This window comes from Agromyces cucurbitae, assembly GCF_058349945.1.
Map to the genome: position 1 here is coordinate 236,834 of NZ_JBYRES010000002.1, position 26,406 is coordinate 263,239.

At 71.9% G+C, this 26,406-nt stretch carries 32 protein-coding genes; 16 read left to right on the forward strand and 16 right to left on the reverse strand.

Going from position 1 to position 26,406, the window contains the following annotated elements; translation table 11 throughout:
* Window positions 1–28 precede the first annotated feature (28 nt).
* Entirely contained in the window at window positions 29–724 is a 696-nt protein-coding gene (locus AC3RJ6_RS07950) for an MOSC domain-containing protein (protein ID WP_491426449.1), read from the reverse strand.
* A gap of 204 nt (window positions 725–928) precedes the next feature.
* Here AC3RJ6_RS07950 and AC3RJ6_RS07955 point away from each other — a divergent pair, with 204 nt between their 5' ends.
* Together AC3RJ6_RS07955 and AC3RJ6_RS07960 are read left to right on the forward strand one after the other, a co-directional pair.
* Complete coding sequence (locus tag AC3RJ6_RS07955) at window positions 929–1,318, forward strand: hypothetical protein (protein ID WP_491426450.1); 390 nt, start codon at window positions 929–931, stop codon at window positions 1,316–1,318.
* Window positions 1,319–1,342: 24 nt separating this feature from the next.
* Window positions 1,343–1,969, forward strand: coding sequence for an Imm26 family immunity protein (locus AC3RJ6_RS07960; RefSeq protein WP_491426451.1), 627 nt, complete (start codon window positions 1,343–1,345; stop codon window positions 1,967–1,969).
* 49 nt (window positions 1,970–2,018) lie between these two features.
* Here AC3RJ6_RS07960 and AC3RJ6_RS07965 read toward each other — a convergent pair whose 3' ends face one another.
* Window positions 2,019–2,861 carry a VOC family protein gene (locus tag AC3RJ6_RS07965; protein ID WP_491427145.1) on the reverse strand — a complete coding sequence of 281 codons (843 nt, stop codon included), beginning with the start codon at window positions 2,859–2,861 and terminating at the stop codon, window positions 2,019–2,021.
* Window positions 2,862–2,986: 125 nt separating this feature from the next.
* On the opposite strand from AC3RJ6_RS07965, the gene AC3RJ6_RS07970 reads away from it, so the two are divergent.
* The 3 genes from AC3RJ6_RS07970 to AC3RJ6_RS07980 are packed head-to-tail and all read left to right on the forward strand — an operon-like array spanning window position 2,987 to window position 5,387.
* Complete coding sequence (locus AC3RJ6_RS07970; RefSeq protein WP_491426452.1) at window positions 2,987–3,592, forward strand: helix-turn-helix domain-containing protein; 606 nt, start codon at window positions 2,987–2,989, stop codon at window positions 3,590–3,592.
* 32 nt (window positions 3,593–3,624) lie between these two features.
* On the forward strand, window positions 3,625–4,479 hold the full coding sequence (locus AC3RJ6_RS07975) for an EamA family transporter (RefSeq protein WP_491427146.1): 855 nt from the start codon (window positions 3,625–3,627) through the stop codon (window positions 4,477–4,479).
* On the forward strand, window positions 4,476–5,387 hold the full coding sequence (locus AC3RJ6_RS07980) for a dihydrodipicolinate synthase family protein (protein WP_491426453.1): 912 nt from the start codon (window positions 4,476–4,478) through the stop codon (window positions 5,385–5,387). Before AC3RJ6_RS07975 ends, AC3RJ6_RS07980 begins: the two co-directional genes overlap by 4 nt.
* 246 nt (window positions 5,388–5,633) lie before the next feature.
* Here the strand turns inward: AC3RJ6_RS07980 and AC3RJ6_RS07985 are convergent, their stop codons facing one another.
* The 4 genes from AC3RJ6_RS07985 to purD form a co-directional block, all read right to left on the reverse strand.
* Window positions 5,634–6,047, reverse strand: a complete 414-nt coding sequence (locus AC3RJ6_RS07985; protein ID WP_491426454.1) for a VOC family protein — start codon at window positions 6,045–6,047, stop codon at window positions 5,634–5,636.
* A 10-nt stretch (window positions 6,048–6,057) separates the two neighbouring features.
* Window positions 6,058–6,477, reverse strand: a complete 420-nt coding sequence (locus tag AC3RJ6_RS07990; RefSeq protein ID WP_491426455.1) for a helix-turn-helix transcriptional regulator — start codon at window positions 6,475–6,477, stop codon at window positions 6,058–6,060.
* Between the two features lie 85 nt (window positions 6,478–6,562).
* On the reverse strand, window positions 6,563–7,504 hold the full coding sequence (locus AC3RJ6_RS07995) for a phosphoribosylaminoimidazolesuccinocarboxamide synthase (protein WP_491426456.1): 942 nt from the start codon (window positions 7,502–7,504) through the stop codon (window positions 6,563–6,565).
* A gap of 147 nt (window positions 7,505–7,651) precedes the next feature.
* A complete protein-coding gene (purD, locus tag AC3RJ6_RS08000) occupies window positions 7,652–8,995 on the reverse strand; it encodes a phosphoribosylamine--glycine ligase (RefSeq protein WP_491426457.1) in 1,344 nt (447 codons plus the stop codon).
* A gap of 83 nt (window positions 8,996–9,078) precedes the next feature.
* Here purD and AC3RJ6_RS08005 point away from each other — a divergent pair, with 83 nt between their 5' ends.
* The 3 genes from AC3RJ6_RS08005 to AC3RJ6_RS08015 are packed head-to-tail and all read left to right on the forward strand — an operon-like array spanning window position 9,079 to window position 10,455.
* Entirely contained in the window at window positions 9,079–9,645 is a 567-nt protein-coding gene (locus tag AC3RJ6_RS08005; RefSeq protein WP_491426458.1) for a signal peptidase II, read from the forward strand.
* Between the two features lie 32 nt (window positions 9,646–9,677).
* Window positions 9,678–10,058 carry a sterol carrier family protein gene (locus AC3RJ6_RS08010; protein ID WP_491426459.1) on the forward strand — a complete coding sequence of 127 codons (381 nt, stop codon included), beginning with the start codon at window positions 9,678–9,680 and terminating at the stop codon, window positions 10,056–10,058.
* A gap of 40 nt (window positions 10,059–10,098) precedes the next feature.
* Window positions 10,099–10,455 (forward strand): potassium transporter Trk, encoded by a 357-nt coding sequence (locus AC3RJ6_RS08015; protein WP_491426461.1) that lies wholly within the window; start codon window positions 10,099–10,101, stop codon window positions 10,453–10,455.
* A 157-nt stretch (window positions 10,456–10,612) separates the two neighbouring features.
* Here AC3RJ6_RS08015 and purF read toward each other — a convergent pair whose 3' ends face one another.
* Together purF and AC3RJ6_RS08025 are read right to left on the reverse strand one after the other, a co-directional pair.
* Window positions 10,613–12,070, reverse strand: coding sequence for an amidophosphoribosyltransferase (gene purF, locus AC3RJ6_RS08020; RefSeq protein ID WP_491426462.1), 1,458 nt, complete (start codon window positions 12,068–12,070; stop codon window positions 10,613–10,615).
* A 100-nt stretch (window positions 12,071–12,170) separates the two neighbouring features.
* The gene (locus AC3RJ6_RS08025; RefSeq protein WP_491426463.1) at window positions 12,171–12,680 is read right to left on the reverse strand and encodes a carboxymuconolactone decarboxylase family protein; all 510 of its coding nucleotides are present in this window, start codon (window positions 12,678–12,680) and stop codon (window positions 12,171–12,173) included.
* A gap of 46 nt (window positions 12,681–12,726) precedes the next feature.
* Between AC3RJ6_RS08025 and pdxR the strand changes: the two genes are divergently transcribed.
* On the forward strand, window positions 12,727–14,148 hold the full coding sequence (pdxR, locus tag AC3RJ6_RS08030) for a MocR-like pyridoxine biosynthesis transcription factor PdxR (RefSeq protein ID WP_491426464.1): 1,422 nt from the start codon (window positions 12,727–12,729) through the stop codon (window positions 14,146–14,148).
* Window positions 14,149–14,205: 57 nt separating this feature from the next.
* Here pdxR and AC3RJ6_RS08035 read toward each other — a convergent pair whose 3' ends face one another.
* Both AC3RJ6_RS08035 and AC3RJ6_RS08040 read right to left on the reverse strand, forming a co-directional pair.
* Window positions 14,206–14,640, reverse strand: a complete 435-nt coding sequence (locus AC3RJ6_RS08035; protein ID WP_491426465.1) for a PaaI family thioesterase — start codon at window positions 14,638–14,640, stop codon at window positions 14,206–14,208.
* Between the two features lie 178 nt (window positions 14,641–14,818).
* Window positions 14,819–15,430 (reverse strand): zinc-binding alcohol dehydrogenase, encoded by a 612-nt coding sequence (locus AC3RJ6_RS08040; RefSeq protein WP_491426466.1) that lies wholly within the window; start codon window positions 15,428–15,430, stop codon window positions 14,819–14,821.
* A 136-nt stretch (window positions 15,431–15,566) separates the two neighbouring features.
* Here AC3RJ6_RS08040 and purM point away from each other — a divergent pair, with 136 nt between their 5' ends.
* Entirely contained in the window at window positions 15,567–16,673 is a 1,107-nt protein-coding gene (purM, locus tag AC3RJ6_RS08045) for a phosphoribosylformylglycinamidine cyclo-ligase (protein ID WP_491426467.1), read from the forward strand.
* Window positions 16,674–16,687: 14 nt separating this feature from the next.
* Window positions 16,688–17,446: an LLM class flavin-dependent oxidoreductase gene (locus AC3RJ6_RS08050; RefSeq protein WP_491426468.1), complete on the forward strand. Its 759-nt coding sequence runs from the start codon at window positions 16,688–16,690 to the stop codon at window positions 17,444–17,446.
* A gap of 86 nt (window positions 17,447–17,532) precedes the next feature.
* Here the strand turns inward: AC3RJ6_RS08050 and AC3RJ6_RS08055 are convergent, their stop codons facing one another.
* On the reverse strand, window positions 17,533–17,739 hold the full coding sequence (locus tag AC3RJ6_RS08055) for a DUF3073 domain-containing protein (RefSeq protein ID WP_491426469.1): 207 nt from the start codon (window positions 17,737–17,739) through the stop codon (window positions 17,533–17,535).
* A gap of 180 nt (window positions 17,740–17,919) precedes the next feature.
* On the opposite strand from AC3RJ6_RS08055, the gene AC3RJ6_RS08060 reads away from it, so the two are divergent.
* On the forward strand, window positions 17,920–19,095 hold the full coding sequence (locus AC3RJ6_RS08060; protein ID WP_491426470.1) for an FAD-dependent oxidoreductase: 1,176 nt from the start codon (window positions 17,920–17,922) through the stop codon (window positions 19,093–19,095).
* A gap of 12 nt (window positions 19,096–19,107) precedes the next feature.
* Here the strand turns inward: AC3RJ6_RS08060 and AC3RJ6_RS08065 are convergent, their stop codons facing one another.
* Together AC3RJ6_RS08065 and AC3RJ6_RS08070 are read right to left on the reverse strand one after the other, a co-directional pair.
* Window positions 19,108–19,515, reverse strand: coding sequence for a DUF1801 domain-containing protein (locus AC3RJ6_RS08065; protein ID WP_491426471.1), 408 nt, complete (start codon window positions 19,513–19,515; stop codon window positions 19,108–19,110).
* A 10-nt stretch (window positions 19,516–19,525) separates the two neighbouring features.
* Window positions 19,526–21,631 (reverse strand): APC family permease, encoded by a 2,106-nt coding sequence (locus AC3RJ6_RS08070; protein ID WP_491427147.1) that lies wholly within the window; start codon window positions 21,629–21,631, stop codon window positions 19,526–19,528.
* 146 nt (window positions 21,632–21,777) lie between these two features.
* Between AC3RJ6_RS08070 and AC3RJ6_RS08075 the strand changes: the two genes are divergently transcribed.
* The 4 genes from AC3RJ6_RS08075 (at window position 21,778) to AC3RJ6_RS08090 (ending at window position 24,998) form a co-directional block, all read left to right on the forward strand.
* Window positions 21,778–22,410 (forward strand): hypothetical protein, encoded by a 633-nt coding sequence (locus AC3RJ6_RS08075; RefSeq protein ID WP_491426472.1) that lies wholly within the window; start codon window positions 21,778–21,780, stop codon window positions 22,408–22,410.
* Between the two features lie 101 nt (window positions 22,411–22,511).
* On the forward strand, window positions 22,512–23,207 hold the full coding sequence (locus tag AC3RJ6_RS08080) for a copper resistance CopC family protein (RefSeq protein WP_491426473.1): 696 nt from the start codon (window positions 22,512–22,514) through the stop codon (window positions 23,205–23,207).
* A gap of 19 nt (window positions 23,208–23,226) precedes the next feature.
* Complete coding sequence (locus tag AC3RJ6_RS08085; RefSeq protein WP_491426474.1) at window positions 23,227–23,757, forward strand: copper chaperone PCu(A)C; 531 nt, start codon at window positions 23,227–23,229, stop codon at window positions 23,755–23,757.
* Complete coding sequence (locus AC3RJ6_RS08090; protein ID WP_491426475.1) at window positions 23,757–24,998, forward strand: Dyp-type peroxidase; 1,242 nt, start codon at window positions 23,757–23,759, stop codon at window positions 24,996–24,998. Before AC3RJ6_RS08085 ends, AC3RJ6_RS08090 begins: the two co-directional genes overlap by 1 nt.
* Before the next feature lie 49 nt (window positions 24,999–25,047).
* Here the strand turns inward: AC3RJ6_RS08090 and crcB are convergent, their stop codons facing one another.
* From crcB to AC3RJ6_RS08105, 3 genes are read right to left on the reverse strand one after another with little or no spacing between them, the layout of a single operon-like run.
* Window positions 25,048–25,428: a fluoride efflux transporter CrcB gene (gene crcB / locus AC3RJ6_RS08095; RefSeq protein ID WP_491426476.1), complete on the reverse strand. Its 381-nt coding sequence runs from the start codon at window positions 25,426–25,428 to the stop codon at window positions 25,048–25,050.
* On the reverse strand, window positions 25,425–25,859 hold the full coding sequence (locus AC3RJ6_RS08100) for a fluoride efflux transporter FluC (protein WP_491426477.1): 435 nt from the start codon (window positions 25,857–25,859) through the stop codon (window positions 25,425–25,427). The genes crcB and AC3RJ6_RS08100 overlap by 4 nt, the downstream gene beginning before the upstream one ends.
* A gap of 9 nt (window positions 25,860–25,868) precedes the next feature.
* Window positions 25,869–26,378: a GNAT family N-acetyltransferase gene (locus AC3RJ6_RS08105; protein WP_491426478.1), complete on the reverse strand. Its 510-nt coding sequence runs from the start codon at window positions 26,376–26,378 to the stop codon at window positions 25,869–25,871.
* Window positions 26,379–26,406 lie beyond the last annotated feature (28 nt).

Genomic DNA, 26,406 nt, shown 5'->3' on the forward strand with positions numbered 1-26,406 from the left:
GCGTATCGAGACCACGCCCCGGCCGACCTCACCCCGCGACGACCCCGACCCTGTCGCCCACCCGAAGCACCCCGGGCACCACGACCTCCGCGTACACCGCGAGCGACATCTCCCGCGCCTTCGTCAACGGCTTCAGCAGTCGGCCCTCGGCGCTCGTCCCGTCTTGCGCGACATCCACGGTTCGGCAGCGCTCGATGCGCTCGACGACGCGCAGCCGGGCGTCGCCGACCGTGATCTCCTGCCCGACCCACGTCTCCTCGATGAACGGCTCGTCGGTCTCGACGACGAGGTTCACGCGCAGCCGTCGCGGGTCGGCGTCGATGCCGAAGTGCTCGGCGCACCACGCGAGCGACGCGGTGCCGACGATCGAGATCTGCCCGCCGTCCTGCATCGAGATGTCGTCCTCGGGGATGACGCGCACGTTCGCACCCATGAGCTCCGTGAGGTCGGCGTCGAGCTCGGGTTCGCCCACGAGCCACATGGATGCCTCGCGCTGCACGCGCACCGAGCCGTCCGCCGTCGTCGACGCGGCGTACGCGAACACCGCATCGCGCCGCCGGAACCGCCGCGTGTTCTTGCCCGACGCGAACTTGCCGTCGTCGTCGGCGACGGCGAAACCGCGGTCGCCCGGGATGCCTCGTGCGTCGAGCCGCACCTCGGTCAGCGCCTCGCCGCCCATGGCCTTGACGGGGTACCGACGAATCGAGCGCAGCGGGAAGGTCATCGGGTCAGCCTATCCGTGCGCGACGGCCCCGACGGCGGCGTGAAGGCGGTCGATCATCGGTGATCCCTGCCCATGTGTATGTCCGGCAGCGCGCCGAAGGTTCCCGATCCAATACCCCCATTTGTGGGGTATTGGTCGCATTGGTTGTGGTCCCTTACCTTCGCCGCGGGGGCACGAAGAAGTGCAATCGAATGGAGCAGCGAATTGACATCTGAAACCAACGCGGCCACGCCCGAGGAGCAGCCGCAGGCCGAAGGAACCACCCTGCGGGAGGACGTGGCGCGGACCGTCGCCGGGCAGGCGCCCGCCACGGGCGCCGAGGGCCGGCCGGTCGAGCAGAAGTGGGCGACCGGAGGCGGTCGCATCGTCGCGCTCATCGCCGGAATCGCCGGTGTGCTCGTCTCGCCGTTCGTGGCGATGATCGCGGTCGCGCTCGGGTTCCTCGCGCTCGTGCTCGGCAGCGCTGCGCGCGGTCACATGGAGCCCGGTCGTCCCGGCCGCGGGGTCGCGACGGCGGCCTTCGCGCTCGGCATCGCCGCGGTCGTGCTCGGCGTGCTCTCGTGGGTGATCGGGATGTTCCTCGTGCTCGGGTGAGGTCCAGCGTAGCGAAATCCGAAATTGGCCGGCGACGAGTTCCTTGAATTGGAGGAGCCGCTCGGCTGTCCGAATGAGTACTGGGGTGTGCGGAGGTGGCTTGTGGCAACTACACCGCTTCGACCGGGTGACGTCTTCACAGTGCCGCTTGGGGACGGTCGTGCAGGCGTTGGCCAAGTGGCTGGAATGTATGGCGACCACGCGTACTTCTTCGCCATCTACGACCGGGTTGCGCCAGCTGAAGAAGCCGGCTCTCGATCTCGCGAGGCGCTGTCTGCTCCGCTGCTACTGCTCGCACTTTCGATGGACGCCAAGCTTCGTGCGGGGCATTGGACGCTCGTCGACTGGGCTCCCGTTGCTGCCAATACCCCGTTGCCCGCGTACAAGGAGGCTGTTGGATCCTCTGACAAGGTTGATGTCGTCGACTACTCGGGCCTCCGACGGCGACGTGCGACAGGGGCTGAGGTACCACTGCTTCCCAACCGAAAGATCGTCGCGCCTGTTCGTATTGAGAAGGCGCTTCGTGCGTCGTACGCATTGGAACCGTGGCTGGATGCCTTTAACGAACTCAGGCCGGACGGTAGACCGACGACATCCGAGATGTTCGAGGTAGAGCGTGGTGCCATTGTCGAGAGTTCACCCCCGGATTAGCCGGAAGGTGAGGAGCACTGTCGCGCTCGTCAAGGCGTGAGACAACTCATCAATTCGCCGCCCGCACTTCGACGAGGTTCGCCCACGGGTCGTCGAACGCGAGCGTTCGGCCGTCGTCGCGAGTGCCGACCTTGTAGTGCGCCATGCGCTCGCCGAGTTCGCCGAGGTCGTCGGCGGTGGGCACGACGATCTCGACCTTGCCGAGGCCGAGCGCGAGTCCGCGCTTGCCCGCACCGCGGCTGTTCCACGTGTTCATCGCCATGTGGTGGTGGTATCCGCCGGCGGAGACGAAGAGCGCCTGGTTGCCCAGCGTCGCGGTGGTCTCGAAGCCGAGGCGCTCGACATAGAACTCACGTGCGCTCGCGACATCCCCGACGGAAAGGTGCACGTGCCCGACGACCGCATCGCCGAGCTTCTCGCCCGAGCCGACCGCAGCGGTGCCGGCCTCGCCGAGGTGGTCGCGCAGGTAGCCGTTGGGGTCGAGGTAGATCGTCGCCATCTCGACGGTGCCGTGCACCCAGCTCCACGTCGAGCGGTCGCGGTCGAAGTACAACTCGACGCCGTTGCCCTCGGGGTCGGTGAAGTAGAACGCCTCGCTCACGAGGTGGTCGGCGCTGCCGGTGAACGTGCCGGGGTAGCGGGTCGCGACCGACGCGATCGCCGTCGCGAGCGCCTCGCGGGTGTCGAAGAGGATCGCGGTGTGGAAGAGCCCCGCGTCGCGCGGCGACGCGTGCTTGAGCTCGGGCGCGTGCTGCAGGATCACGATCGGGGTCGTGCCGCGGCCGAGCACGGCGACGGGCCTGTCGTGGCTGAGCAGCTCGAGCGTGACGCCGTCGCGGTAGTAGCGGATCATGCCGTCGAGGTCGGCGACGCGCAGCGTGACGGCACCCATGCCGGTGTCGGCGGCGAGCAGTCCGGCGCCTTCGGGCGCCCCATTGGTTGTAAGCACAACTAATACTAACGGATGTCTCGTCGAATCCATTCCGGCGTCGAGAGGTAGTGCACTATCATGCACTCATGGACGGAGAGACCGAGACGCTCGCGCTCGCGATCGGGCGTCGCGTGCGCGAGCAGCGGCAGGCGCGCGAGTGGACGCTCGACCGCCTGGCTGTCGAGGCCGGGGTGAGCCGTCGGATGATCGTCAACGTCGAGCAGGGCGCGGTCAACCCGAGCATCGGCACGCTGCTGCGGCTCGCCGAGGCGCTCGACGTGCGCCTGCCCGCCCTCGTGCACGCCCGGTCTGAAGCCTCCGAGCTCGTCGAGGTCACCCGTCGCGGCGAGGGCGCTGTCCTCTGGACGGGCGAGCACGGCGGCCGGGGTGTGCTCGTCGCCGGGATCGAGTCGCCCGACGTCGTCGAGCTCTGGGACTGGACTCTCGAGCCGGGCGAGCGCCATGCGAGCGAAGCGCACTCCGTGGGCACGCGCGAGCTGCTGCACGTGATCGAGGGCGAGGTCGCCATCGAGGTCGGCGGCGTCACGCATTCGCTCGCCGCGGGCGACGCCCTGACCTTCTCGGGCGACGTCGACCACGCCTACGCCAATCGGTCGCCCGACACCGCCCGCTTCTCGCTCGCGGTGTTCGAGTTCGGCGTGGGGTCGTCGCACCGGGAGGCGCGCTCGTGAGCCGCACGATCGACCGGATTCCGCCGTGGACGATGGCGGTGGCGTCGATGCTGCTCATCCAGGCCGGAGCGGCGCTCTCGGTGCCGCTCGTCGAGCAGCTCGGTGCGGGTGGCACCGCCTGGCTTCGCCTCGCGTTCGGCGGCCTTTTCTTCATCGCGATCGCGCGACCGCCACTCCGGCGGATCCGCCGGGTCGACGTGCTGCCGCTCCTCGGCCTCGGCGTCGCCACCGGCGTCATGATGCTCGCGTTCCTCGCCGCGATCGAGCGCATCCCGCTCGGCACCGCCGTCGCGATCGAGTTCCTCGGTCCGCTCGCCGTGGCGGCGATCAGAAGCCACAGCCGACGCATGCTCGCATGGCCGGTGCTCGCGCTCGCCGGCGTCGTGCTGCTCACCGAGCCGTGGCATGGCCGGGTCGACCTCCTCGGGGTCGGCTTCGCCGTGCTCGCCGGCACCGGTTGGGGTGTGTACATCCTGCTGACGCAGCGCGTCGGCGACCGGTTCGCCGGGGTCAGCGGCCTGTCGATCACGATCCCGATCGCGGCCGTCGTGACCGCCGTGATCGGCATACCGCAGGTGATCGGCGAGCTCGACTGGCGCGTGCTCCTCGTCGCGGCGGGCATCGCACTGCTCGCCCCGGTGATCCCGTTCGGCCTCGAGATGCTCGCGCTCCGACGCATGACCCACACCGCCTTCGGCACGCTCATGGCGCTGGAGCCCGCCATCGGCGTGCTGATCGGCGTCATCGTGCTCGCGCAGATCCCGTCATGGGCGCAGGTCGCGGGCATCGTGCTCGTCGTGCTCGCGGGAGCCGGCGCCCAGCGCGGAGGCATCCGAGACCGACCCACCGATGACCCCGATCTCGCACCGCTGGAGGAACGAGTATGACCACGCGATCGATCTTCACCGGACTCAGCGCCTTCCCGCTCACCCCGCTCGCCGACGACGTGGTCGACGAGCGCGCGTTCGCCGGGCTCGTCGAGCGGCTCGCCGCGGCGGGCGTCGACTCGATCACGGCGCTCGGGTCGACCGGCTCGTACGCGTACCTCTCGACCGATGAGCGGGCCCGCGTCGCGCGGGTCGCGGTCGAGCACGCGGGGGAGACCCCGGTCGTCGTCGGGGTGGGGGCGCTGCGCACCTCGGACGTGCTCGCGAACGTGCGCAACGCGGAGGCGGCGGGCGCGCGGGGGCTGCTGCTCGCACCGATGACGTACCAGCCGCTCACGGACGACGACGTGGTCGAGCTGTTCCGCGAGGTCACGGCGAGCACTGACCTGCCGGTGATCGTCTACGACAACCCCGGCACGACGCACTTCACGTTCACGACGTCGCTGTACGAGCGACTGGCAGCGTTGCCGGGCGTCGCGTCGATCAAGATCCCAGGCATGCCGCTCGACGTCGACGCGATGCGCGAACGGGTCGCGGCGATCCGCGCGGTCGTGCCGCCGCATGTCACCATCGGCATCTCGGGCGACGCCTACGCCGCGACCGGTCTCGCGGCCGGATGCGACGCCTGGTACTCGGTCATCGCGGGCACGCTGCCGGAGCCGGCGCTGCGGATCACGCGCGCGGTGCAGGCCGGGCGGGCCGACGAGGCGTTCGAGGAGTCGGCGCGGCTCGACCCCCTCTGGAAGCTCTTCGCCGAGCTCGGCGGCAGCCTTCGCGTGGTCGCGGCGATCGCCGAGCAGCTCGGGCTCGCGCCCGACCGGTGCCTGCCGCGGCCCATCCTCGGTCTCGACGACGCGCAGCGGGCGCGCGTCGCGGAGGTCATCGGGCGGCTCGAACTCGAAGTGTAGGAACTTCCGGCGTCGGCGCGGCGTGTCGGCGCCGACACGCCGCGCACCGGCCGGAAGTTCCGACGGACGCCATGGTGCTCATCGAGAGTGCACTTGTCGCCCACTCCGCGGGCGACAAGTGCACTCTCGGCGAGAGTGGGGCTCGACATCACACGCGAGAGTGCAGTTGCCGTCCGCGGAGTGGGCGACGACCGCACGTTCGGCGAGATGGCGACGTCGGGCGTGGGGCGTCGGGGCGCGGCGAGATTACGCGGCCGGCTGGCTGAAGCGCAGCATGTTGCCCGACGGGTCGCGGAAGGCGCAGTCGCGCACGCCGTAGAACTGGTCCATCGGCTCCTGCAGCACCTCGGCGCCCGCCGCGCGGATCGACTCGAACGTCGCGTCGACGTCGGGCGTCGTGAAGTTCACCCCGCGCAGCAGGCCCTTGGCGAGCAGTTGCGCCGCGGCATCCTTGTCGGACTGGGTGGCGTTGGGGTCGGCGATCGGCGGTTCGAGCACGATGTTGACGTCGGGCTGCGCGGGCGAGCCGACGGTGACCCAACGCATGCCCTCGTACGAGATGTCGTTGCGCACCTCGAGGCCGAGCACGTCGCGGTAGAAGGGGATCGCGGTGTCGTGGTCGTCGACCGCGATGAAGCACTGTGAGAGCGAGATGTCCATGACCCCGACGCTACCCACGTGAGGCCTGGCCCGCTTCTCCATTTCTGACGGGTCGCGTGCGGATCTTCACGATGCACGCCGGGATCGGCGCCGCCACGTCGTGCGAGCGGTTGCGGTAGGCGCTCGGGCTCTCGCCGACGAGCTCGGTGAACCGCGTGCTGAACGAGCCGAGCGAGGTACAGCCGACGGCGAAGCACACCTCGGTGACGCTGAGGTCGCCCCGGCGCAGCAGCGCCTTCGCCCGCTCGATGCGCCGCGTCATGAGGTAGCTGTACGGGGTCTCGCCGTACGCCTCGCGGAAGCTGCGCGAGAAGTGCCCCGACGACATGAGCGCGACCCGCGCGAGCGCCTCGACGTCGAGCGGCTGGTCGTAGTCGCGGTCCATCGTGTCGCGGGCGCGGCGCAGGCGTCGCAGGTCGTCGAGGTTCATCGGGGCGGGGTCACCTCCTCGTGTCCGTCGAGCGATGGTTTCGAGACGCGTCGCCTCCGGCGGCGCTACTCGACCACCGATGTCGTCAAGCGAGCCGCAGCCGGTCGAGCAGTTCGCGATAGCGGGCGGCGGTCTGCGCGACGATCTCATCGGGCAGCACGGGCGGCCGCCCCTGCTGGTCCCAGTTGGCGGCGAGCCAGTTGCGCACGATCTGCTTGTCGAAGCTCGCCATGCGCTCCGCCGGCGTGCTGCCGGAGGCGTAGGCCGCGGCATCCCAGTACCGGCTCGAATCGCTCGTGAGCACCTCGTCGGCGAGGGTGACGATGCCCGTCGCGCGGTCGGCGCCGAACTCGAACTTCGTGTCGGCGAGGATGAGCCCGCGCTGCTCGGCGATCGCCTGCGCCTTCGTGAAGACCTCGAGCGAGAGCTCGCGCAGCTGCGCGGCCACGACCTCGCCGACGAGCTCGATCGTGCGCTCGTACGAGATGTTCTCGTCGTGCTCGCCGAGCGGGGCCTTCCACGCCGGGGTGTAGATCGGCTCGGGCAGCCGGTCGCCGTCGGAGAGCCCGGCGGGCAGCTCGATGCCGCCGATCGCGCCCGTCTCGCGGTACTCCTTGTAGCCCGAGCCCGTCAGGTACCCGCGCACGACGCACTCGATCGGGAACATGTCGAGCGTGCGGCACAGCGTCGCCCGGTCGGCGACCTCGGCCGGCACGTCTGGCAGCTCGAGCGCCTCGAGCCGGTCGTCGAGCGGGTGCGCGAGGTGGTTCGGCACCTCGGGCAGCTCGTCGAACCACCAGTGCGTGAGCGCCGTCAGCATCGCGCCCTTGCCGGGGATCGCGGGCTCGAGCAGGTGGTCGAACGCGCTGACCCGGTCGCTCGCGACGACGAGCACGACGGGCGAGATCGCGAGCGGGTCGCCCGTCCAGCTGTCGTCGTCGGTCATGAGCTTCGACGGCACGTACAGGTCGCGCACCTTGCCCGAATAGACGTGGGTCCAGCTGGGCAGTTCACCGATCTCGCTCATGACGTCGATTCTACGAGCGCGGCGTCGGCCGATCGCGTTCGCTGCGCCACTTCCGCGGCCCGCGCGCCAGCTGACGTGGCGCAACGGTTGGCGAAGTGGCGCAGACGCGGGCACGATGCGGCCGGCGCGACCCGGCTGGCGCGACGGCTACTCGGCGACGCGGGCCGCGATGTCGGTGCGGTACTGGCCGCCCTCGAGCCGCACCTGGCCGAGCGCCTCGTAGGCGCGGCGGCGGGCGTCGGCGAAGCCGTCGCCGAGCGCGACGACGTTGAGCACGCGGCCGCCGGTCGCGAGCAGCGGCGCCTCGGCGCCGGGTTCGGCGTCGTCGGCGAGCGCGCCCACCGCGGTCGCGGCGTGGGCGAGGTGAACCCCCGGCACGGATGCCGCGGCCTCGAGTCCCTCGATGACCCGGCCGGTCTCGGGGGACTCGGGGTAGCCCTCGCTCGCGAGCACGACGGTGACGGCCGCCTGGTCGCGGAACACCGGTCGCTCGAGCGCGCCGAGCCCGCCCGTCGCGGCGGCGAGCAGCAGGCCCGACAGCGGCGTCTCGAGGCGGGGCAGCACGACCTGGGTCTCGGGGTCGCCGAAGCGCGCGTTGAACTCGATCACGCGGATGCCGCGGCTCGTGAGGATGAGCCCGGCGTAGAGCAGGCCGATGAACGGGGCCTCCTCCGACGCGAGCTGGCGCACGGTCGGCAGCGCGATGGTCTCGATCACCTCGTCGACGAACGCCTGCTCGCTGCCGAAGCGGCCGCCCCGGCCATCGACCGCGTCGGCGAGCCAGGGGAGGGGCGAGTAGGCGCCCATGCCGCCCGTGTTCGGTCCCTGGTCGCCGTCGCGCAGGCGCTTGTAGTCCTGCGCGGGCGAGAGCGGCAGCACGTGCTCGCCGTCGGAGAGCAGGAAGAGCGACACCTCTTGGCCATCGAGGAACTCCTCGACGAGCACGGGGCCCTGCTGCAGGTAGTGCACGGCGTGGGCGAGCGCGGCGTCGCGGTCGTCGGTGACGAGCACGCCCTTGCCGGCCGCGAGGCCGTCGGCCTTCACGACGAACGGGGCGCCGAACTCGTCGAGCGTCGCGGCGACCTCGTCGAGCGTCGTGGCGAGCGTCGCGCGGCCCGTGGGCACGTTCGCGGCCTCCATGATGCGCTTCGCGAAGGTCTTCGAGCCCTCGAGCGCGGCGGCCTGCCTGCCCGGCCCGAAGACGGGGATGCCGCGGGTGCGCAGCGCGTCGGCCACGCCCGCGACGAGCGGCGCCTCGGGGCCGACGACGACGAGCTCGATGCCGTTGTCGGCGGCGTAGTCGGTGACGATCGCGGGGTCGGTCGCGTCGAGGGAGACGGTCGTGACGCTGCCGCGTGCCGACGAGGTCGGCGATGCCGCGATGCCCGCGTTGCCGGGGGCGGCGGTGATCTCGTGACCGGCCTCCTCATCGAGCAGCGCGAGGATGATGGCGTGCTCGCGCGCGCCCGAGCCGAGGACGAGGATCTTCACCGGTTCAGGTTACCGCGTGGGCCGTCGGGCTCCGCTCCGTCACGGCCTCGAGACGTGGCGTGACGTGCTGCGAGAATGTGCGGGTGAGTTCAGCGATGAGGCCGCCCGAGCCCGACCCGGCCGACGCAGGCCCCGACGTGGCGCGCGAGCCCGGGGCATCCGGCCGCCGACTGTTCTGGTGGGTGCTCGTCGTCGCGGTCGTCGTGGTGGTCGCCGACCAGGCCAGCAAGTGGTGGGCCGAGGCCGAGCTCGGCGACGGCACCACCATCCCCGTCATCGGCGACCTGATCCGGTTCGTGCTCGTGTACAATCCGGGCGCCGCATTCTCGATCGGCACCGAGTACACGTGGATCTTCGCGATCGTCGCCGGCGTCGGGGCGGTCGCGCTCGCGTGGTTCGCCTGGCGGGTGCGATCGGTCGGCTGGGCGATCGCGCTCGGGCTGCTGCTCGGCGGCGCCCTGACGCACCTCGGCGACCGGCTGTTCCGCGCACCCGGGTTCGGCCGGGGCCACGTCGTCGACTTCATCGGCTACGGCGACTGGTTCATCGGCAACGTCGCCGACATCGCGATCTTCGCCGGGGCGGTCATGGTGCTCGTGCTCACGCTCATGGGCGTCTCGCCGAGGGGCGGACGCACGGGCGACGCCTGATCGTCGCGGCGGTCGGTGGCAGAATCGGCCGTATGGCACGAGCGAGGATCGGCGACGACATCGGGCGGGCGGCGCTGAGCACGGTGCGCGCGGTGACGGCCGACGGCGGCGAGGCCGCGGCCTCGCTCGACCGCTCGACCGTCGCGCTCGCGGTGCGCTACTCGCTGCAGCTGCTCGCCGAGCGCGCCCCGGGCGGCACCCTCGAGGTGCGCGTGCCGCCGTTCGCGGCCGTGCAGTGCGTCGAGGGGCCCAAGCACACGCGCGGCACGCCTCCGAACGTCATCGAGACGGATGCCTCGACCTGGCTCGCGCTCGCGCTCGGTACCGTCTCCTGGGCCGCGGCGCGCGATTCGGGCAAGGTGCACGCGTCGGGCCAGCGCGCCGATCTCGAGGGGCTGCTGCCGATCGCCTGATCCCGGCGACCGCCCAGCCGCGGTGGGGGAGAATGGAAGGGTGAGCGACACCCAGCAGCCCGAGCCGCAGTACGAGACCCAGGCGACCCGCGACGAGGTCGTCGTGCGGCGCTCGCCGCGCTACGGCACGTTCATGATCGCCGGCGCGATCGTCGGTGCGCTCATCGCGTTCGTCCTCTCGTTCGCCTTCGCGCCGACCGAGGCGCAGATCGCCGAGCGCGTGCAGGAGGACTTCACCTACGACCAGGGCCAGGTGTTCGGCTTCCTGCTGCTCGGCGGTGTGGCCTTCGGCGTCGCCCTCGGCGCACTCGTCGCGCTCGTCGTCGACCGCTCGCTGTCGCGCCGCACGAAGCGCGCCGTCGCCGAGCACGACGAGACCCACCGCATCGACGGCTGACCCGCCGTATCGAACACCGGGGTACGCAACCCCGGTGGCCTGCCTCGTCGCCGGTATCCAACACGGGTGACTCTGACACTGATGCCGAATAGGCATCAGTGTCAGAGGAGCTCGAGACGAGGCATCCGCCCGTCTCGAATGCGACGGATCGCGATGGTCAGCTGAGCTGCGTGCGCTCGACCCAGCCGAGGTACTCCTCGCTGACCGTGCCGGTGACGTACTCGCCCGTGAAGCACGAGAGGTCGAGCCGGTCGATCGACGTGCCCTCGGTGATCGCCGCCTGGAGGTCGGCGACCTCCTGGTAGATCATGTGGTCGGCGCCGAGCTCGGCCGCGATCTCGGGGATCTTGCGGCCGTGCGCGATGAGCTCCTGGCGGCTCGGCATGTTGATGCCGTACACGTGCGGGTAGCGCACGGGCGGGGCGGCCGAGGCGAACGTCACCTTGTTGGCACCCGCGTCGCGGGCCATCTGCACGATCTGCTGCGACGTCGTGCCGCGCACGATCGAGTCGTCGACGATGAGGATGTTCTTGCCGCGGAACTCGGTGCCCATCGCGTTGAGCTTCTGGCGCACCGAGCGCTTGCGCTCGGACTGGCCGGGCATGATGAACGTGCGGCCGACGTACCGGTTCTTGTAGAAGCCCTCGCGGTACTCGATGCCGAGCTTCTGCGCGACCTGCATCGCCGAGGGACGTGACGAGTCGGGGATGGGCATGACGACGTCGACGTCGCCGAGGGGCATGTGCGTCGCGACGGTGTCGGCGAGGCGGTCGCCCATGCGCAGGCGCGACTCGTAGACCGAGATGCCGTTCATGACCGAGTCGGGGCGGGCGAGGTACACGTACTCGAACGAGCACGGCACGAGCACGGGGTTCTTCGCGCACTGGCGCGAGATCATCTCGCCGTCGAGGGTGATGAAGATCGCCTCTCCCGGCTCGACGTCGCGCACGATCTCGTAGTCGCCGTTCTCGAGCACGAGCGACTCGCTCGCGACGATCCACTCGTCCTTGCCGGCCTCGGTCACCCGCTTGCCGAGGATGAGCGGGCGGATGCCGAACGGGTCGCGGAACGCGAGCAGGCCGTAGCCCGCGATCATCGAGATGACCGCGTACGAGCCCTCGACGCGCTCGTGCACCTGCGCGACGGCCTCGAAGATCTGGTCGGGGTCGAGTTCGAGGCCCTTGATCTGGCCCTGCAGCTCGGTCGCGAGCACGTTGAGCAGCATCTCGGTGTCGCTCGTCGAGTTCACGTGGCGGCGGTCGATCGAGAACAGGTCGCTCGAGAGCTCGCGCGTGTTCGTGAGGTTGCCGTTGTGCACGAGGATGATGCCGTACGGCGCGTTCACGTAGAACGGCTGCGCCTCTTCTTCGCGCTCGGCGGCGCCCTTCGTCGTGTAGCGCACGTGGCCGAGGCCCATGTTGCCGATGAGCGACCGCATGTCGCGGGTGCGGAACGCCTCGCGCACCTGCCCGCGGGCCTTCGCCATGTGGAAGACGGGGCCGTCGGCGGTCGCGATGCCGGTCGAATCCTGGCCGCGGTGCTGCAGGAGCAGCAGGCTGTCGTAGATCTGCTGGTTGACGGGCTCGGTGGAGACGATGCCGACGATGCCGCACATGCGAGCGATGGCTCCTCGTGGGGGTGTGGTGAACGACCGGAACCGGCCTCGTCGATTCTCCCACACTGCGCGGGTGAGCCCGCCGCGTGCGGGCGGCTGCTCAGATGCGCAGCTTCGGTCGCCATCCGCGCGTCGAGACGGCGAGCTCGTTCCACGCGTTCACCGAGACGATGAGGGCGAGCAGGGCCGCGAGCTCGTCGTCGGTGACCTCGGCCGACGCCTCGAGCCACACGTCGTCGGGCACGTGGGTCTCCGACAGGCGCGTAACCGCGTCGACGAGGGCGAACGCCGCGCGCTCGCGCGCGGCGAAGAAGTTGGACTCGTGCCAGACTGCGACGGCGAAAACGCGCTGCACGGGCTCGCCCGCCTCGACCGCGTCGCGCGAGTGCAGGTCGACGCAGTACGAGCAGCCGTTGAGCTGCGAGGCGCGCAGCCGCACGAGCTCGCGCAGGCCCTTCTCGATGCCGGCGCGGTCGGCCTCCGCCTCCGCGGCGTCGTCGAGCGCGCTCACCGCCCGCACGAACGCGGGGGCGACGCCGTCGAGGTCGAGGCGCCGGGTCGGTGCGACGGGAAGGGCGGGAGCGGCGGTTTCGATGGTCGTCGAGGTCATGTCTTCACGCTACGGAGCGGCATCGGCGCTGGTAACGTCCAATGCCATGGCAGTCGATTGGGCCAATTCGGGATTGGATCTCCACGTCGCGCTCGACCCGCGTCGCAAGGCCGCCTCGCTCGAGGAGTCGCTTCGCGCCGCCGTCGTCGAGGGCCGGCTCGCGCCCGGCACCCGGCTGCCGCCGAGTCGCAGCCTCGCCGCCGATCTCGGCATCGCCCGCAACAGCGTCGCCGAGGTGTACGCCCGGCTCGTCGGCGAGGGCCGCCTCGAGGCGCGGGTCGGCTCGGGGACCTGGGTGCGCGACGTGGCCGGGCCCGCCCCCGGCGCACGCATCGACCGCTCGACGCGCTTCGACCTCGACCTGCGCGGCGGGTTGCCCGACGCGGCGGGCTTCGCGCGGTCGGCCTGGGCGCGCGCCGTCGCCCGGTCGCTCGCCGAGGCGCCCGCCGCGGCCTTCGCGTACGGCGCCCCCGAGGGAGCAGCCGAGCTGCGCACCGCGCTCGCCGAGTACCTCGCGCGCACGCGCGGCGTCGTCACGGGTGCCGACGACCTCGTCATCACCCACGGCTTCGGCGAACTGCTCTCGCTCGTGGCCCGGGCGATCGCCGCCCGCGGCGGTCGGCGCATCGCCGTCGAGGCGTACGGCCATGCCTCGCATCGCGACGTGCTCGCGGCGGCAGGGCTCGAGCCGGTGCCGATCGCGGTCGACGCCGACGGGCTCGTCGTCGACCGGCTCGAAGCCGCCGGCGTCGACGCCGTGCTCGTCACGCCCGCCCACCAGTTCCCGACCGGCGTACCGCTCTCGGGGCCGCGGCGCTCGGCACTCGCTGCGTGGGCCGGCGCGTCGGGTGCGATCGTGATCGAAGACGACTACGACGGCGAGTTCCGCTTCGACGGGCGCGCGATCGGCGCATTCCAGGCGGTGCTGCCCGAGCAGACCGTCTACGGCGGAACCGCGAGCAAGGCCCTCGCGCCCGCGCTCGGCATCGGCTGGGGGGTCGTGCCGCCAGTGCTGCGCGATGCCGTGCTCGACGAGCGGCGGCGCGGCGGTGCGGCGACCGATGCGCTCTCGCAGCTCGCGCTCGCCGCGTTCGTCGTCGCCGGCGACTACGACCGCGCCGTGCGCGGCGCCCGGCTGCGGTACCGCGCCCGGCGCGAGCGGCTCGAACGGCTCATCGCCGACGGCCTGCCGGAGGCGCGCGTGTCGGGGCTCGAGGCCGGCCTGCACTGCCTGCTCGAGCTGCCGAGGGGCGTCGCCGAGGACGACGTCGAGCGGGCGGCCGTCGCGATCGGCCTGCGCTACGGCGGGCTCGCCTCGTACGCCGCGGATGCCGCGACCGCCGCCTCACGCCCGCCGACGATGGTCGTCGGGTACGGGGCCCCGCCCGAGCATCGCTTCGAACGCGCCGTCGCCGCCGTCATCGCCTCGGTCGAAGTTGCGCGCGCCGGGCGCGGGCCGGGCGACTGATCGCGGCGGCCGCTCGGGCGCGGCATCCTGCCCGGATCGCCGCTCGAGGCGGGCGGTTCAGTACTCCGACGGCTTCGGCAGCACGGCCATCGTGCAGCGCGAGATGCAGACGAGCTTGCCGTCCTCCTGGGTGATGCGGATGTCCCAGACCTGCGTCGTGCGGCCGCGCGTGATCGGGCGCGCCTCGCCGTAGACCCAGCCCTCGGCGACCGGGCGAAGGTGGTTCGCGTTGATCTCCATGCCGACGCAGTAGAACTGCGCGGCGTCGACCGTCATGCTCGCGCCCCAGCTCGCGAGCGTCTCGGCGAGGGCGACGGATGCCCCGCCGTGCAGCACCCCGCCGGGCTGGCGCGTGCGACCGTCGACGGGCATGCGGCCCTTGATCGAGTCGTCGGTGAGCTCGGTCATCTCGATGCCGAGCGCGTTGATCGCGGTGCCGCCGCTGCGGGAGTTCGCCCACTCGAGGGAGGGCTCGCCGAACCAGATGCTCATGCGCTCGAGTCTGTCACGCATGGCCGCCTGAGGAGCGAGCGCAGCGAGCGTCTCGAAACCGAGATCGGGACGGAGTTCGAGCGGGTTGAGGAGCGAGCGCAGCGAGCGTCTCGAAACCGCGAGATCGGGGCGGAGTTCGAGCGGGTTGAGGAGCGAGCGCAGCGAGCGTCTCGAAACCCTACGCGAGCTCGGCGATGATCGGGTGGATCGCGTCGTCGAACGCCGATGCGTCGGACCGCAGCGAGTCGGTGACGGCCACCGTCATCGCGCCGATCCACCAGACCCCGCTGCCCGACAGCGGCAGCACCTCGACGTTGAGCTCGAACGAGTGCGCCCGCCGGCCGACCTCGCGCTCGTGCTCGGCGATGGAACCCGCGTAGGCCCGGTACGAGTCGCCGCGGCGGGCGACCGAGGCGCTGTGGTAGGCGTCGTGCGCCCATTCGGCCCACGCGCGCGCGGCCTCGGCGTGCGGCACGATCGAGCGCGCGAGGATCTCGGCGCCGGAGACCGGCAGCGCGACCTCGGTGTCGAACGCCTCGACGAGTTCGAGCGGCACGGGCGACGGGTGCGCCTCGGGCTCGACCGTCATCGCCCACCAGGCGCGCCACTGCCGCTCGAGCAGGTCGTGCTCGTCGATCGCGAGCCGCTCGCCCACGGGGCCGACGTCGCGCAGGCGCGGCAGCTCGACGGGCGAGGAGATCGCGAGCACCTCGCGCAGATAGAGCGCGAGCAGAACCGGGCGACTCGCATTCTCACGGATCACCCACGATGGCGCCGCCCCAGGCTGCATACCCGAATTCTACGCGCGCCCGTGTCGCCGGATTCGGAGATTCGGGCGACACGCCGACGGTGGGGCCCTGATCGCGGCGTGTGCCGCGCGAATCTCCGAATCCGGCGGGAGCGACGCGGCCCGGTACCCTTGACGGGTGAGCGCGAATTCGTCCTACGCCGCTGCCGGAGTCGACACCGCAGCCGGCGACCTCGCCGTCGAACTCATGAAGGAGGCGGTCGCCAAGACCCACGGGCCCAACGTGCTCGGCGGCGTCGGCGGCTTCGCCGGCCTCTACGACCTCTCCTTCGCGAAGGACTACGCCCGCCCGCTGCTCGCGACCTCGACCGACGGCGTCGGCACGAAGATCGCGATCGCGCAGGCGCTCGACAAGCACGACACGATCGGTCAAGACCTGGTGGGCATGGTCGTCGACGACATCGTCGTGGTCGGCGCGAAGCCGCTCTTCATGACCGACTACATCGCCTGCGGCAAGGTCGTGCCCGAGCGCATCGCCTCGATCGTCACCGGGATCGCCCGCGCCTGCGCCGAGACCGGCACCGCCCTCGTCGGCGGCGAGACCGCCGAGCACCCGGGCCTCATGGGCGCCGACGACTACGACGTCGCGGGCGCGGCGGTCGGCGTCGTCGAGGCCGACCGGGCGCTCGGCGCCGACAGGGTCCGGTCGGGCGACGCGGTCATCGCGATCGCGTCGAGCGGCCTGCACTCCAACGGCTTCTCGCTCGTGCGCCACATCCTCGCGGGCAAGGGCATCGGCTACGCGGATGCCTCGGCCGAGCTCGGCACGACGTGGGGCGAGGCGCTCCTCGAGCCGACGCGCCTCTACTCGGGCCAACTCGTCGAGCTGCTCGCCGGCCCGCACGGCGACGCCGTGCACTCGCTCTCGCACGTGACCGGCGGCGGCATCGCCGCGAACCTGGCCCGAGTGCTGCCGCGCGGCTCGTTCGCCGAGGTCGACCGGTCGACCTGGTCGCCGGCGCCCGTGTTCCGGGTGCTCAACGACCTCGCCGGCACGAGCCTCGAATCGACCGAGGGCACCTGGAACCTCGGCATCGGCTTCTTCGCCGTCGTCGCGTCGGATGCCGCGGCATCCGTCATCGCCGAGCTCGAGCGCCTCGGCCTGCCGGCCTGGCAGGTCGGCACGGTCGCGGTCGGCGGCGTGCCCGAGGGCGCCGGGTGGGAGCAGGGCGCGAAGGGCGTCGACGGCGGCGCGGTGCGCCTCGTGGGCGGCTACGCCGGCTGAGCGGAGCCGACGCCGTGCGCACGCCCGTCTCGATCGGCATCACGAGCCTCACCCCGCTCGAGACCGTGCGCGCGCTCGCGCCGCGCATCGAGCGACTCGGCTTCCACGCACTGTGGATCAACGACCTGCCTGGCGGCGACTCGCTCGACGGCCTGCGCACGGCGGCCGCCGTCACCGAGCGGCTCCGGCTCGCGACGGGCGTCATCCCGCTCGACCGCCGCCCCGCCGACTCGCTCGTGCTCGACGGCGTCCCCGCCGATCGGCTCTCGCTCGGCGTCGGGTCGGGCCGTGCCGCCAGGTCGCTCGGCCTCGTCGAGCAGGGTCTCGCGACCCTGCGCGAGGCGACCACGGCGGAGCTCGTCGTCGGCGCACTCGGGCCGAAGATGCGGCGGCTCGCCGCCGAACGCGGCGACGGAGCCCTCTTCAACTGGCTGACCCCGGCCGCAGTCGCCGCGACGACGGCCGAGCTGCACGCCGCCGCCGGCGGTCGCGAGGTTCGCGGCATCCTGTACACGCGCACGACGGTCGAGCAGGCGGCCCGGCCCGCGCTCGAGCGCGAGGCGACGGCGTATGAGGGCTACCCCGCGTACGCCGCGAACTTCGCCCGGCTCGGCTTCGGCGCGATGGCCGCGACGATCGGCGATGCCGCCGAACTGGCGGCCTACGACGGCGCCCCCGACGAGCTCGTGCTGCGCGCGATCACGCCGTCGAACTCGCTCGCCGAGCTCGAGCGCCTCGTCGAGACGACCGCCGAGTGGGTGCGCTCGGCCTGAACCGGCCCGACGGCGCGCGTCGACGCCCGATCAGCGGGTGACGGAGTCTCGCGGGTGCGTCGGCGACGAGTGCGACGGAACGACGGTCAGGCGCGCTGTTCGCGCTGCTCGTCGTCGGCGTAGGCCTCGTCGTCGTCGGCGTACTCCGCCCACTTCGCTGCCTCGTCGCTGTAATCGTCATGCTGCGAGCCGGTGAGCTCGCGCTCAAGCGCTGAGTAGTCGGTGTCGGGGCTGAAGTACTTCAGCTCCCGTGCGACCTTGGTGTGCTTGGCTTTCTGACGGCCGCGCCCCATGCGTGACCCCCTTACGACATCTGGCCGGGTGGGATGGTCTTCACCCGGCGCTCACTTGAGAAATTCGTCCAGCCGCCAGTTTAGCACCGCCGAACGCCCCGATCGCCGGTCTCCACAGCCTGCCCGACGCACTCGGCCGACGTGCTGCGAGCACTCAGCAAGACGTGCTGAGATTGTCAGGTGACGACGAGCCCCGAACGCGTGAAGGTGGTCGTGATCGGGGCCGGTCAAGCCGGGCTCTCGGTCGCGTACTACCTGCGACGTTTCGAGCTCGTCGCCGGCCAGGACTTCGTCATGCTCGACCGTGCACCCGGCCCCGGCGGCGCGTGGCAGCACCGCTGGTCGTCGCTGCGGCTCGGCACCGCGCACAAGGTCAACGACCTGCCGGGCATGGCCGACCTCGGCCTCAGCTTCGAGACGGCCGACCGCGCGCTCCCCGCACGAGACGTCGTCGCCGACTACTACGGCCGGTTCGAGCAGCACTTCGACCTGCAGGTGCGGCGCCCGATGAACGTGCGCTCCGTCACGAACGACGGCGCCGACCTGCTCGTGCGCTACGAAGACCTGAGCCCCCAGCCGATCGAGGAGCTGAAGGTGCGCGGGCTGTTCGGACGCCGGCGCAAGACGTTCGAGGCGAAGTCCACGCCCGAGGTGCCGCAGCACGCGATCGCCACCCAGTTCCTCGTCAACGCGACCGGCACGTGGGGGTCGCCCTTCGTGCCGTTCTACCCCGGCATGGGCGAGTTCGAGGGGCGGCACCTGCACACCTCCGACTTCACCGACGCCGAGGACTTCCGCGACCAGCACGTCGTCGTGGTCGGCGGGGGCACGAGCGCGATCGGCTTCATGCTCGAGCTCGAAGACGTCGCGGCCGGGCTGACCTGGGTGTCGCGTCGCCCGATCGACTGGATCGACCGGCAGGAGCTCGACCTCGAGGGCGCATCGGCCGCCGTCGCCATGCAGGACGAGGCGGCGCGCTCGGGCCGGGCGCTGCCGTCGATCGTGAGCGGCACGGGCGTGCCGAAGAGCCGCCGCATCGCCGCGGGCATCGAGCGGGGCCTGCTCGTCGCCCGCCCCATGTTCGACCGCATCGAGGGCGACCGCGTCGTCTGGGACGGCGAGCAGCAGGGCTCGGCGCGAGCCGACGCGATCATCTGGGCGACGGGATTCCGGCCCGAGCTGCGCCACCTCGCACCGCTCAAGCTGCGCGAGAAGACCGGCGGCGTCACCGTCGGGCAGGGCGCCGCGTGGAGCGACCCGCGCGTCTTCCTCGCGGGCTACGGCCCGCAGGCGTCGACGATCGGCGCCAACCGCGCCGGGCGCATGATCGCCCGCCAGATCATGGCGATGCTGTAGCGGCGGTTCGGCTCAACCGGCGGGCGGGTTCGCGAACTCGTACGACTCGCGCACCAGCTCGGCGAGCACGTCGAGGTCGACCTCGGCCAGATCCTTGAGGTAGAGGCATCCGACCCCGGTGGTGTGCGGGCCGAGCCGCTCGAGCAGCTCGGAGCCCTCGGCGAAGCCCGGCAGCAGGTACACCGTCGACGCCGTCTTGCGGGGCGAGAACGCGGCGGCCGGGGTGACGCCCTCGCGTCCGGACTCGTAGCGGTAGTGGTACTCGCCGAACCCGACGATCGACGGGCCCCACATGTAGGCCTCTTCGCCCGTCACGCGCTCCATGAGCGCGAGCAGCGTCTCGGCGTCGCGACGGCGCACGCGATACGTCACCGAGTCGAGGAAGACCTCGACCGGAACGTCGGTGCGACCGGTGGCCATGCCCCGAAGCCTATCGACCCTTGGGCGCAGCGTTCTCGGCGAGTGCGCGGCGCGGCGGGCGCACCGGCTCGCCGCGTCGGTCCTGCCCCGGCAGCGGTCGCGAACGGCGGCCGTAGATGAGGTCGGACGAGTCGAGCAGCCACGGCACGAGCGCGACCGTCACGCCGTGCACGAGCATGAGCTTCTGCCGGATGCGGCGGGCCTTGTGGTTGTGCAGGATGTTCTCCCACCAGTGGCCGACGATGTACTGCGGCATGTACACGGTCACGACCTCGGAGCCGTGCTCCTCGCGGTGCTGCTTGATGTACTGGATGAGCGGGTAGCTGAGGTCGCGGTACGGCGACTGCAGGATGCGCAGCTTGACGTGGATGTTCATCTTCACCCAGTCCTTCTTGAGCTGCTTCGTCTGCGCGTCGTCGAGCGAGACGTGCACGGCCTCGAGGGAGTCGTGCTTCGCGGCGATCGCGTAGTCGAGCGCCTTGAGCGTCGGCTTCTGCATGCGGCCGACGAGCACGACCGCGTGGTCGCCCGACGCGCCGAAGGTCGTGGTCGGGTCGACCTCGACCTCCTTCTCGACGTCGCGGTAGTAGCGGTGGACGCCCATCATGAGGATGAACAGGATCGGCATCATCAGGAACACCATCCACGCGCCGTGCGTGAACTTCGTGATCGTGACGACGACGAGCACGACCGCGGTGAGGGTCGCGCCGAACGTGTTGATGCAGAGCGAGCGGATGATCGCGCCGCGGGACATCGGGCGGTGGTCGTCGTCGGCGGGGCCGGGTCGGCCGGGCTTCTGCGCCTTGGTCGAGGATGCCGCTGCCGAGGCGGCCCCGGCGCCGGCCTTCGTCCGGGCCTTGCCCGTCCGGACCTTGCCGCTGCGCAGCAGGCCGATCCAGTGGCGCACCATGCCCGACTGGCCGAGGGTGAACGACACGAACACGCCGATGATGTAGAGCTGGATGAGCAGCGTCAGGTTCGCCTGGAACGCGATGAGGATGACCATCGCGGCGAGGCCGAGGATGATGACGCCGTTCGAGTAGATGAGGCGGTCGCCGCGCGTCGAGAGCGACTTCGGCGCATAGCCGTCGCGGGCGAGCACCGAGCCGAGCAGCGGGAACCCGTTGAACGCCGTGTTCGCCGCGAGCAGGAGGACGAGGGCGGCGGCCGCCTGCACGACGAAGAAGAGGATCGAATCGTTGCCGAACACGGCGGCGGCGATCTGCGCGATGAGGCTCGGCTGCGGCGCCGTCTCGCAGTCGTTCCAGCCGATCAGGTCGCACGGGTCCTCGGCGTAGTGCACGCCCGAGACGAGGGCGAGCGCCGTGAGGCCGATGAACATCACGATCGCGAGGCCGACCATGAGCGAGAGGGTCTTCTGCGCGTTGCGGACCTTGGGGGCACGGAACGCGGGCACGCCGTTCGCGACGGCCTCGACACCGGTGAGGGCCGAACACCCGCTCGCGAACGAGCGCAGCAGCAGCAGGATGACGGCGGCCTGCGTGAGGTCTTCGGCCTGCACCGCGTACTGCGACGACTCGGCGACGGGCGGGTTGCCCATCGCGATCTGCACGAGGCCGGTGCCGACGAGCAGCAGCACGCTCGCCGCGAAGAAGTAGGTCGGCACGGCGAAGGCCTTGCCCGACTCGCTCACGCCGCGGAGGTTGATCGCCGCGAGGATGATGACGAACACGACCGCGAGCTCGACCCGCCAGGGGTTCAGCGCCGGGATCGCCGAGATGATGTTGTCGACGCCCGAGGCGACCGACACGACGACGGTCATGACGTAGTCGACGAGCAGCGCCGAGGCGACCACGAGCCCGGCCTTCTCGCCGAGGTTCTTGTGCGCGACCTCGTAGTCGCCGCCGCCAGAGGGGTAGGCGCGGATCAGTTGCCGGTAGCTCAGTGCGACCGTCGCCATGAGCAGCACGACGACCGCCGCGACCCACGGCGCGAAGGCGAGGAAGGCGAGTCCGCCGACGGTCAGCACCATGAGGAGCTCCTGCGGCGCGTACGCGACCGACGACAGCGCGTCGCTCGCGAACACGGGCAGCGCGATGCGCTTCGGGAGCAGCTGCCCCTCGAGCTTCTCCGTGGGAAGGGGGTCGCCGATGATCCAGTGCTTCGGCGACTTCAGTTCGGCGGGCGGTTCGCCCACGTCATTCGTCACGGCGGACGACACTACACCTGCGCCAGCGCAAGTCAAGCCGGACTTGCTACAGTTGAGGCGCTTTTCTTCCATCGAGCCCGGGGAGCCCCGACGTGAATCGTGCGACGCAGCTCGCGCGCGGCGCCGCGACGGCCTCGGTGGCCCTCTTCCTCGCGGCGTTCTCGCACGGCGTCGCCGGCGGTGAGGCGCCCGGAACGGTGGGGCTCGCGCTCGCCGCGTTCGTCGCGCTCGGCGCCTCCGTCGCCTTCGTCGGACGCCGCACGTCGCCCGTGCGCACCGCGCTCGCCGTGATCGCGAGCCAGGGCGCCTTCCACCTGCTCTTCGGCGTCGGAGCCGGCCCCGCGTCGGGCGAGTTCGTCGCGAACGGCGCCGGGCACCACGCGACGATGGCCTTCGTCGAGTCGACGGGCGCCGCGTCGACGCTCGCGCACGCCGGGCACGGCGCCATGTTCGGCGGGCAGCTCGGCATGCTCGCCGGCCACGCGCTCGCCGCGGTCGCGACGATCGTCTACCTGCTGGCGATCGAACGCACGGCTTGGGCGGCGCTCGAGGCGACCACGCGTCGTCTCGTGCTCCTGCTCACCGGGCGCGCCGGCGAGCCGGTCGTGCTCGTCGCCGCGCGCGGGCTCGACCTCGCGGCCGTCGTGCCGCCAGTGCTGCGTTCGCGGCTCCGCTTCGCCGCGCTGCGCTATCGCGGTCCGCCGCTCCTTTCCGCCTTCGCATGAATCCTCCGCCCGCGGGCGGAACCATCGAAGACTCCGGATGCCGCGCGCCCACGATCGGCGCGGTACATGCCGTCCGGAGCATGAGGAGAAGGACTCCCCGAATGAACACCGCTTCACCCACTGCCTCGACCGCTGCCGCGTCGCCCCGGCGCAGCCGCCTGCGCGCGACCGTCGTCGCCGCGAGCGCCCTCGCGTTCGCCGGCGCGCTCACCCTCGCGGGCGGCACGGCCGCCTTCGCCCACGACGAGCTCGTCGCGTCGAGCCCCGAGAACGGACAGGTGCTCGAGACGGCGCCCGCAGGCATCGAGCTCGACTTCTCGGACGACATCATCGAGGTCGGCACGGCGATCGAGGTCGTCGACCACCACGGCGAGGACGTCGAGGTCGGCGAGCCCGTCATCGCCGGTCCGAAGGTCACCGCGACCCTGCCGGCCGACCTCGAGGGCGAGTACCAGATCCGCTGGCGCGCCGTGTCGAGCGACGGCCACCCCATCGAGGGCACGATCGACTTCGGCGTTGGCGCCGATGCGACCGGCACCTGGACCGAGGAGGCGCCGCACGACGCGCCGGCGACCGACGACGGCGACCACGCCGATGAGGGCGACCACGCCGACGACGGCGACCACGCCGACGAGACCGCCGCGAGCGGCCCCGACGGCTGGGCCGTCGCCGGCTTCGTCGTGGGCGGGCTCGGCATCATCGCGCTCATCGTGGCCGTCATCATGAACGCGCGCCGCAAGAGCGCCGGGCCGGGTGCCGGCAACGGCTCGGGTTCGGGCGACGGCACCGACGCCTGAGCGGCCGGGAGCGATCGACATGCGTACCACCGCGATCACCCCTGCCCTCGGAACGGCGCTCGCCGCGCTGCTGCTGCTGTCGGGGTGCGCCTCCGGCGGCTCGGCCGCCGATTCGGCGGGCGAGCCGGCGCAGGCCGCCGTGGCCGCCGCATCGGTCGAGGTCGACGAGGCCTGGGTCAAGGCCGCCGACGACGGCATGACCGCCCTGTTCGGCGAGGTCGCCAACGACGGCGGGCGCGACGTCGTGCTCGTCGGCGCCGCGACCGACGCCGCCGAGACCGCCGAGCTGCACGAGACCGTCGAATCCGACGGCGCCATGCAGATGCGCGAGAAGGAGGGCGGCTTCGCCATCGCCGCGGGCGGCGAGCTCGCGCTCGCGCCGGGCGGCAACCACGTCATGCTGATGGGGCTCGACGGGCCGCTGCTCGCCGGCGACGAGGTCACCGTGACGCTCGAGTTCGACGACGGCACGACGCTCGAGGTCACTGCGCCCGTCAAGGACTACGCCGGCGCGAACGAGCAGTACGACGACGGAGACGGGTCGGACTGATGGGCGCCGAACCCGGCGGTTCCGGGTTCTCGCGGCGGCACCTCCTCTTCGGGGGTGCCGCCGCGGCCGGAGCCGGGGCAGCGGCCGTGCTCGGCGGTCAGGCGATCGCAGGCGAGGTCGCCGGCGGTGACGAGGCGACGGCGCGAGCGGGTGCGATGTCGAGCGCGACCGCGGTCGGCGACGCCCTCGTGCCCTTCCACGGCGCGCACCAGGCCGGCATCGAGACCGTGCCGCAGTCCCACGCCCGCTTCATCGCCCTCGACCTGCGCCCCGAGGTCGACGCCGCCGCCCTGCGTCGCCTGCTGCGGGTGCTGAGCGACGACGCCGCGCGCGTCACGCAGGGCACCGCGCCGCTCGCCGACACCGAGCCCGAGCTCGCCCTCGTACCTGCGCGGCTGACGGTGACGTTCGGCTTCGGCCCCGGGCTCGTCGCGCGGGCGGGCGGTGCCGCGCCCGAGTGGCTGCGGCCGCTGCCGCCGTTCGGCATCGACCGGCTCCGGCCGGAGTGGAGCGGCGGCGACCTGCTGCTGCACGTCGGCGCCGACGACTCCGTCACGCTCGCCCATGCCGCCCGCATGCTGCTGAAGGACGCGCGCTCGTTCGCCACGGTGCGCTGGTCGCAGCAGGGATTCCGGCGCGCGGCAGGGGCCGAGGCCTCCGGATCGACCATGCGCAACCTCTTCGGGCAGCTCGACGGCACCGTCAACCCGGTGCCCGGCAGCGACGACTTCGACGAGCTCGTCTGGTCGTCGGGCGATCCCGCGTGGCTGGCCGGCGGCACCTCGTTCGTGCTGCGCCGCATCGCGATGGACCTCGACGGCTGGGATCGCGTCGACCGTCCGGGCCGGGAGTCGGCGGTCGGCCGGCGCCTGGGCAGCGGCGCGCCGCTCACCGGCACGCGCGAGCACGACGAGCCCGACTTCGCGGCGCTCACGCCGGTGGGCTTCCCCGTCATCGCCGACTACTCGCACCTGCGGCGGTCGCGCAGCGACGTGCCGGAGGAGCGGATCTTCCGTCGCGGGTACAACTACGACGAGTCGCCGGCCGACGGCTCGATCTCCGATGCGGGGCTGCTGTTCGCGTCGTACCAGGCCGATGTCGACCGGCAGTTCGTGCCGATCCAGCGACGGCTCGACGAGCTCGACCTGCTCAACGAGTGGACGACGCCCATCGGGTCGGCGGTGTTCGCCGTGCCGCCGGGCTGCCGCCCCGGGGGGTACGTGGGCGACACACTCGTGTGACCGATGCGCGGATGCCGCGGCCGACCCCGGCCGCGGCATCCGCCGTCGATCACCGGAAGGCGAGGTACATGCCCGCCGCCGCGGCCAGGCCGAGCACGAGCGTCACGACGACGTTGAGGATCGCCGCTCGCCACCGGCCGCCCCCGAGGAGCTCGATCGTCTCGACGCTCCACGTGCTGAACGTCGTGAGGCCGCCGCAGAACCCCGTGACGAGGATGAGCCGGAGGTCGCCGTCGAGGGCAGCGCGCTCGGCGAGGCCGATGAGCGCGCCGGCGACGCCGGAGCCGACGACGTTGACGATGAGGATGCCGCCCGGGAGGTGGCCCGGGCGCACGGGCAACGCGCGCGAGAGCGCGTACCGCAGCACCGCGCCGATCGCGCCGGCGACGAGCACGGCCGCGACGACGACCGGGCTGAGGGCGCCGCTCATAGGGTCTCTCCGGCGTCGCTGATCTCGTGCGGCATCGGACGGTGCGCGAGGTGCGAGCCGAGCTCGAGGCCGAGCGCGGCGAAACCGAGCCCGCCGACGACCGACGCCGCGAGGTAGCCGACGCCGATCCAGGGCTCGCCCTCGCCGGTCAGCACGACGACCGCCGCCATGACCGCCGAGAGCGTCGTGAACGAGCCGAGCACGCCCGAGCCGAGACCGGCCTTCAGCCAGGTCGGCACGGCCGGCCTCGTCCAGAGCCCGCCGACGAGCCAGCCGAGCGCGAAGGCGCCGACGAGGTTGATGACGAGGGTCTCGACCGGGAACTCGTCGGGCTGCGCCGCGAACGCGAGGTCGAAGGCGAGCCGGAGGCCGGTTCCGATGAGGCCGCCGACCGCGACGGCGCCGACGGTGATGAGCTGGGACGCGCGCACCACTGCAGGCTACGCCGCATCGGCCGAGAGGTAGGCCACCCAGTCGTTCGTGCGCAGCACACCGCCGCCGGTCTCGAAGTCTTCTTCACCGAGCAGTGTGAAGCCCGCCTTGCGGCAGACCGCGTTCGACGCCGGGTTGTCGATGCTCGGGTAGGCGTGCACGGGCAGTGTCTCGCCCGCGGCGCGCGCGAACTCGAGCATCGCCACGACCGCGGCCGGGGCGATACCGCGCCCGCGGTACTCGGACTCGACCGACCAGCCGCTCTCGAGCGCCGGCTCGCCGTGCCACTCGTGGTGCCAGTAACCGACCATGCCGACGCCCTCGGGGTGCCCCGGGATCGTGATGCGGAACTGCTGCCCCTTGCCGTCGCGCGCGAGCGCGAGGTACCGGGCGTGCCGTGCGACGACCTGCTCGTCGGTCTCGACGCCGCCGACCCAGTCCATGAGCTCGGGGGTGTTCGCGCGATTGAGCAGCTCGAGGTCGCCTTCGGACCAGGGGTGCACCTCGACGCCGTCCATGCCCTCATCGAACCACCGGCCGCCGACA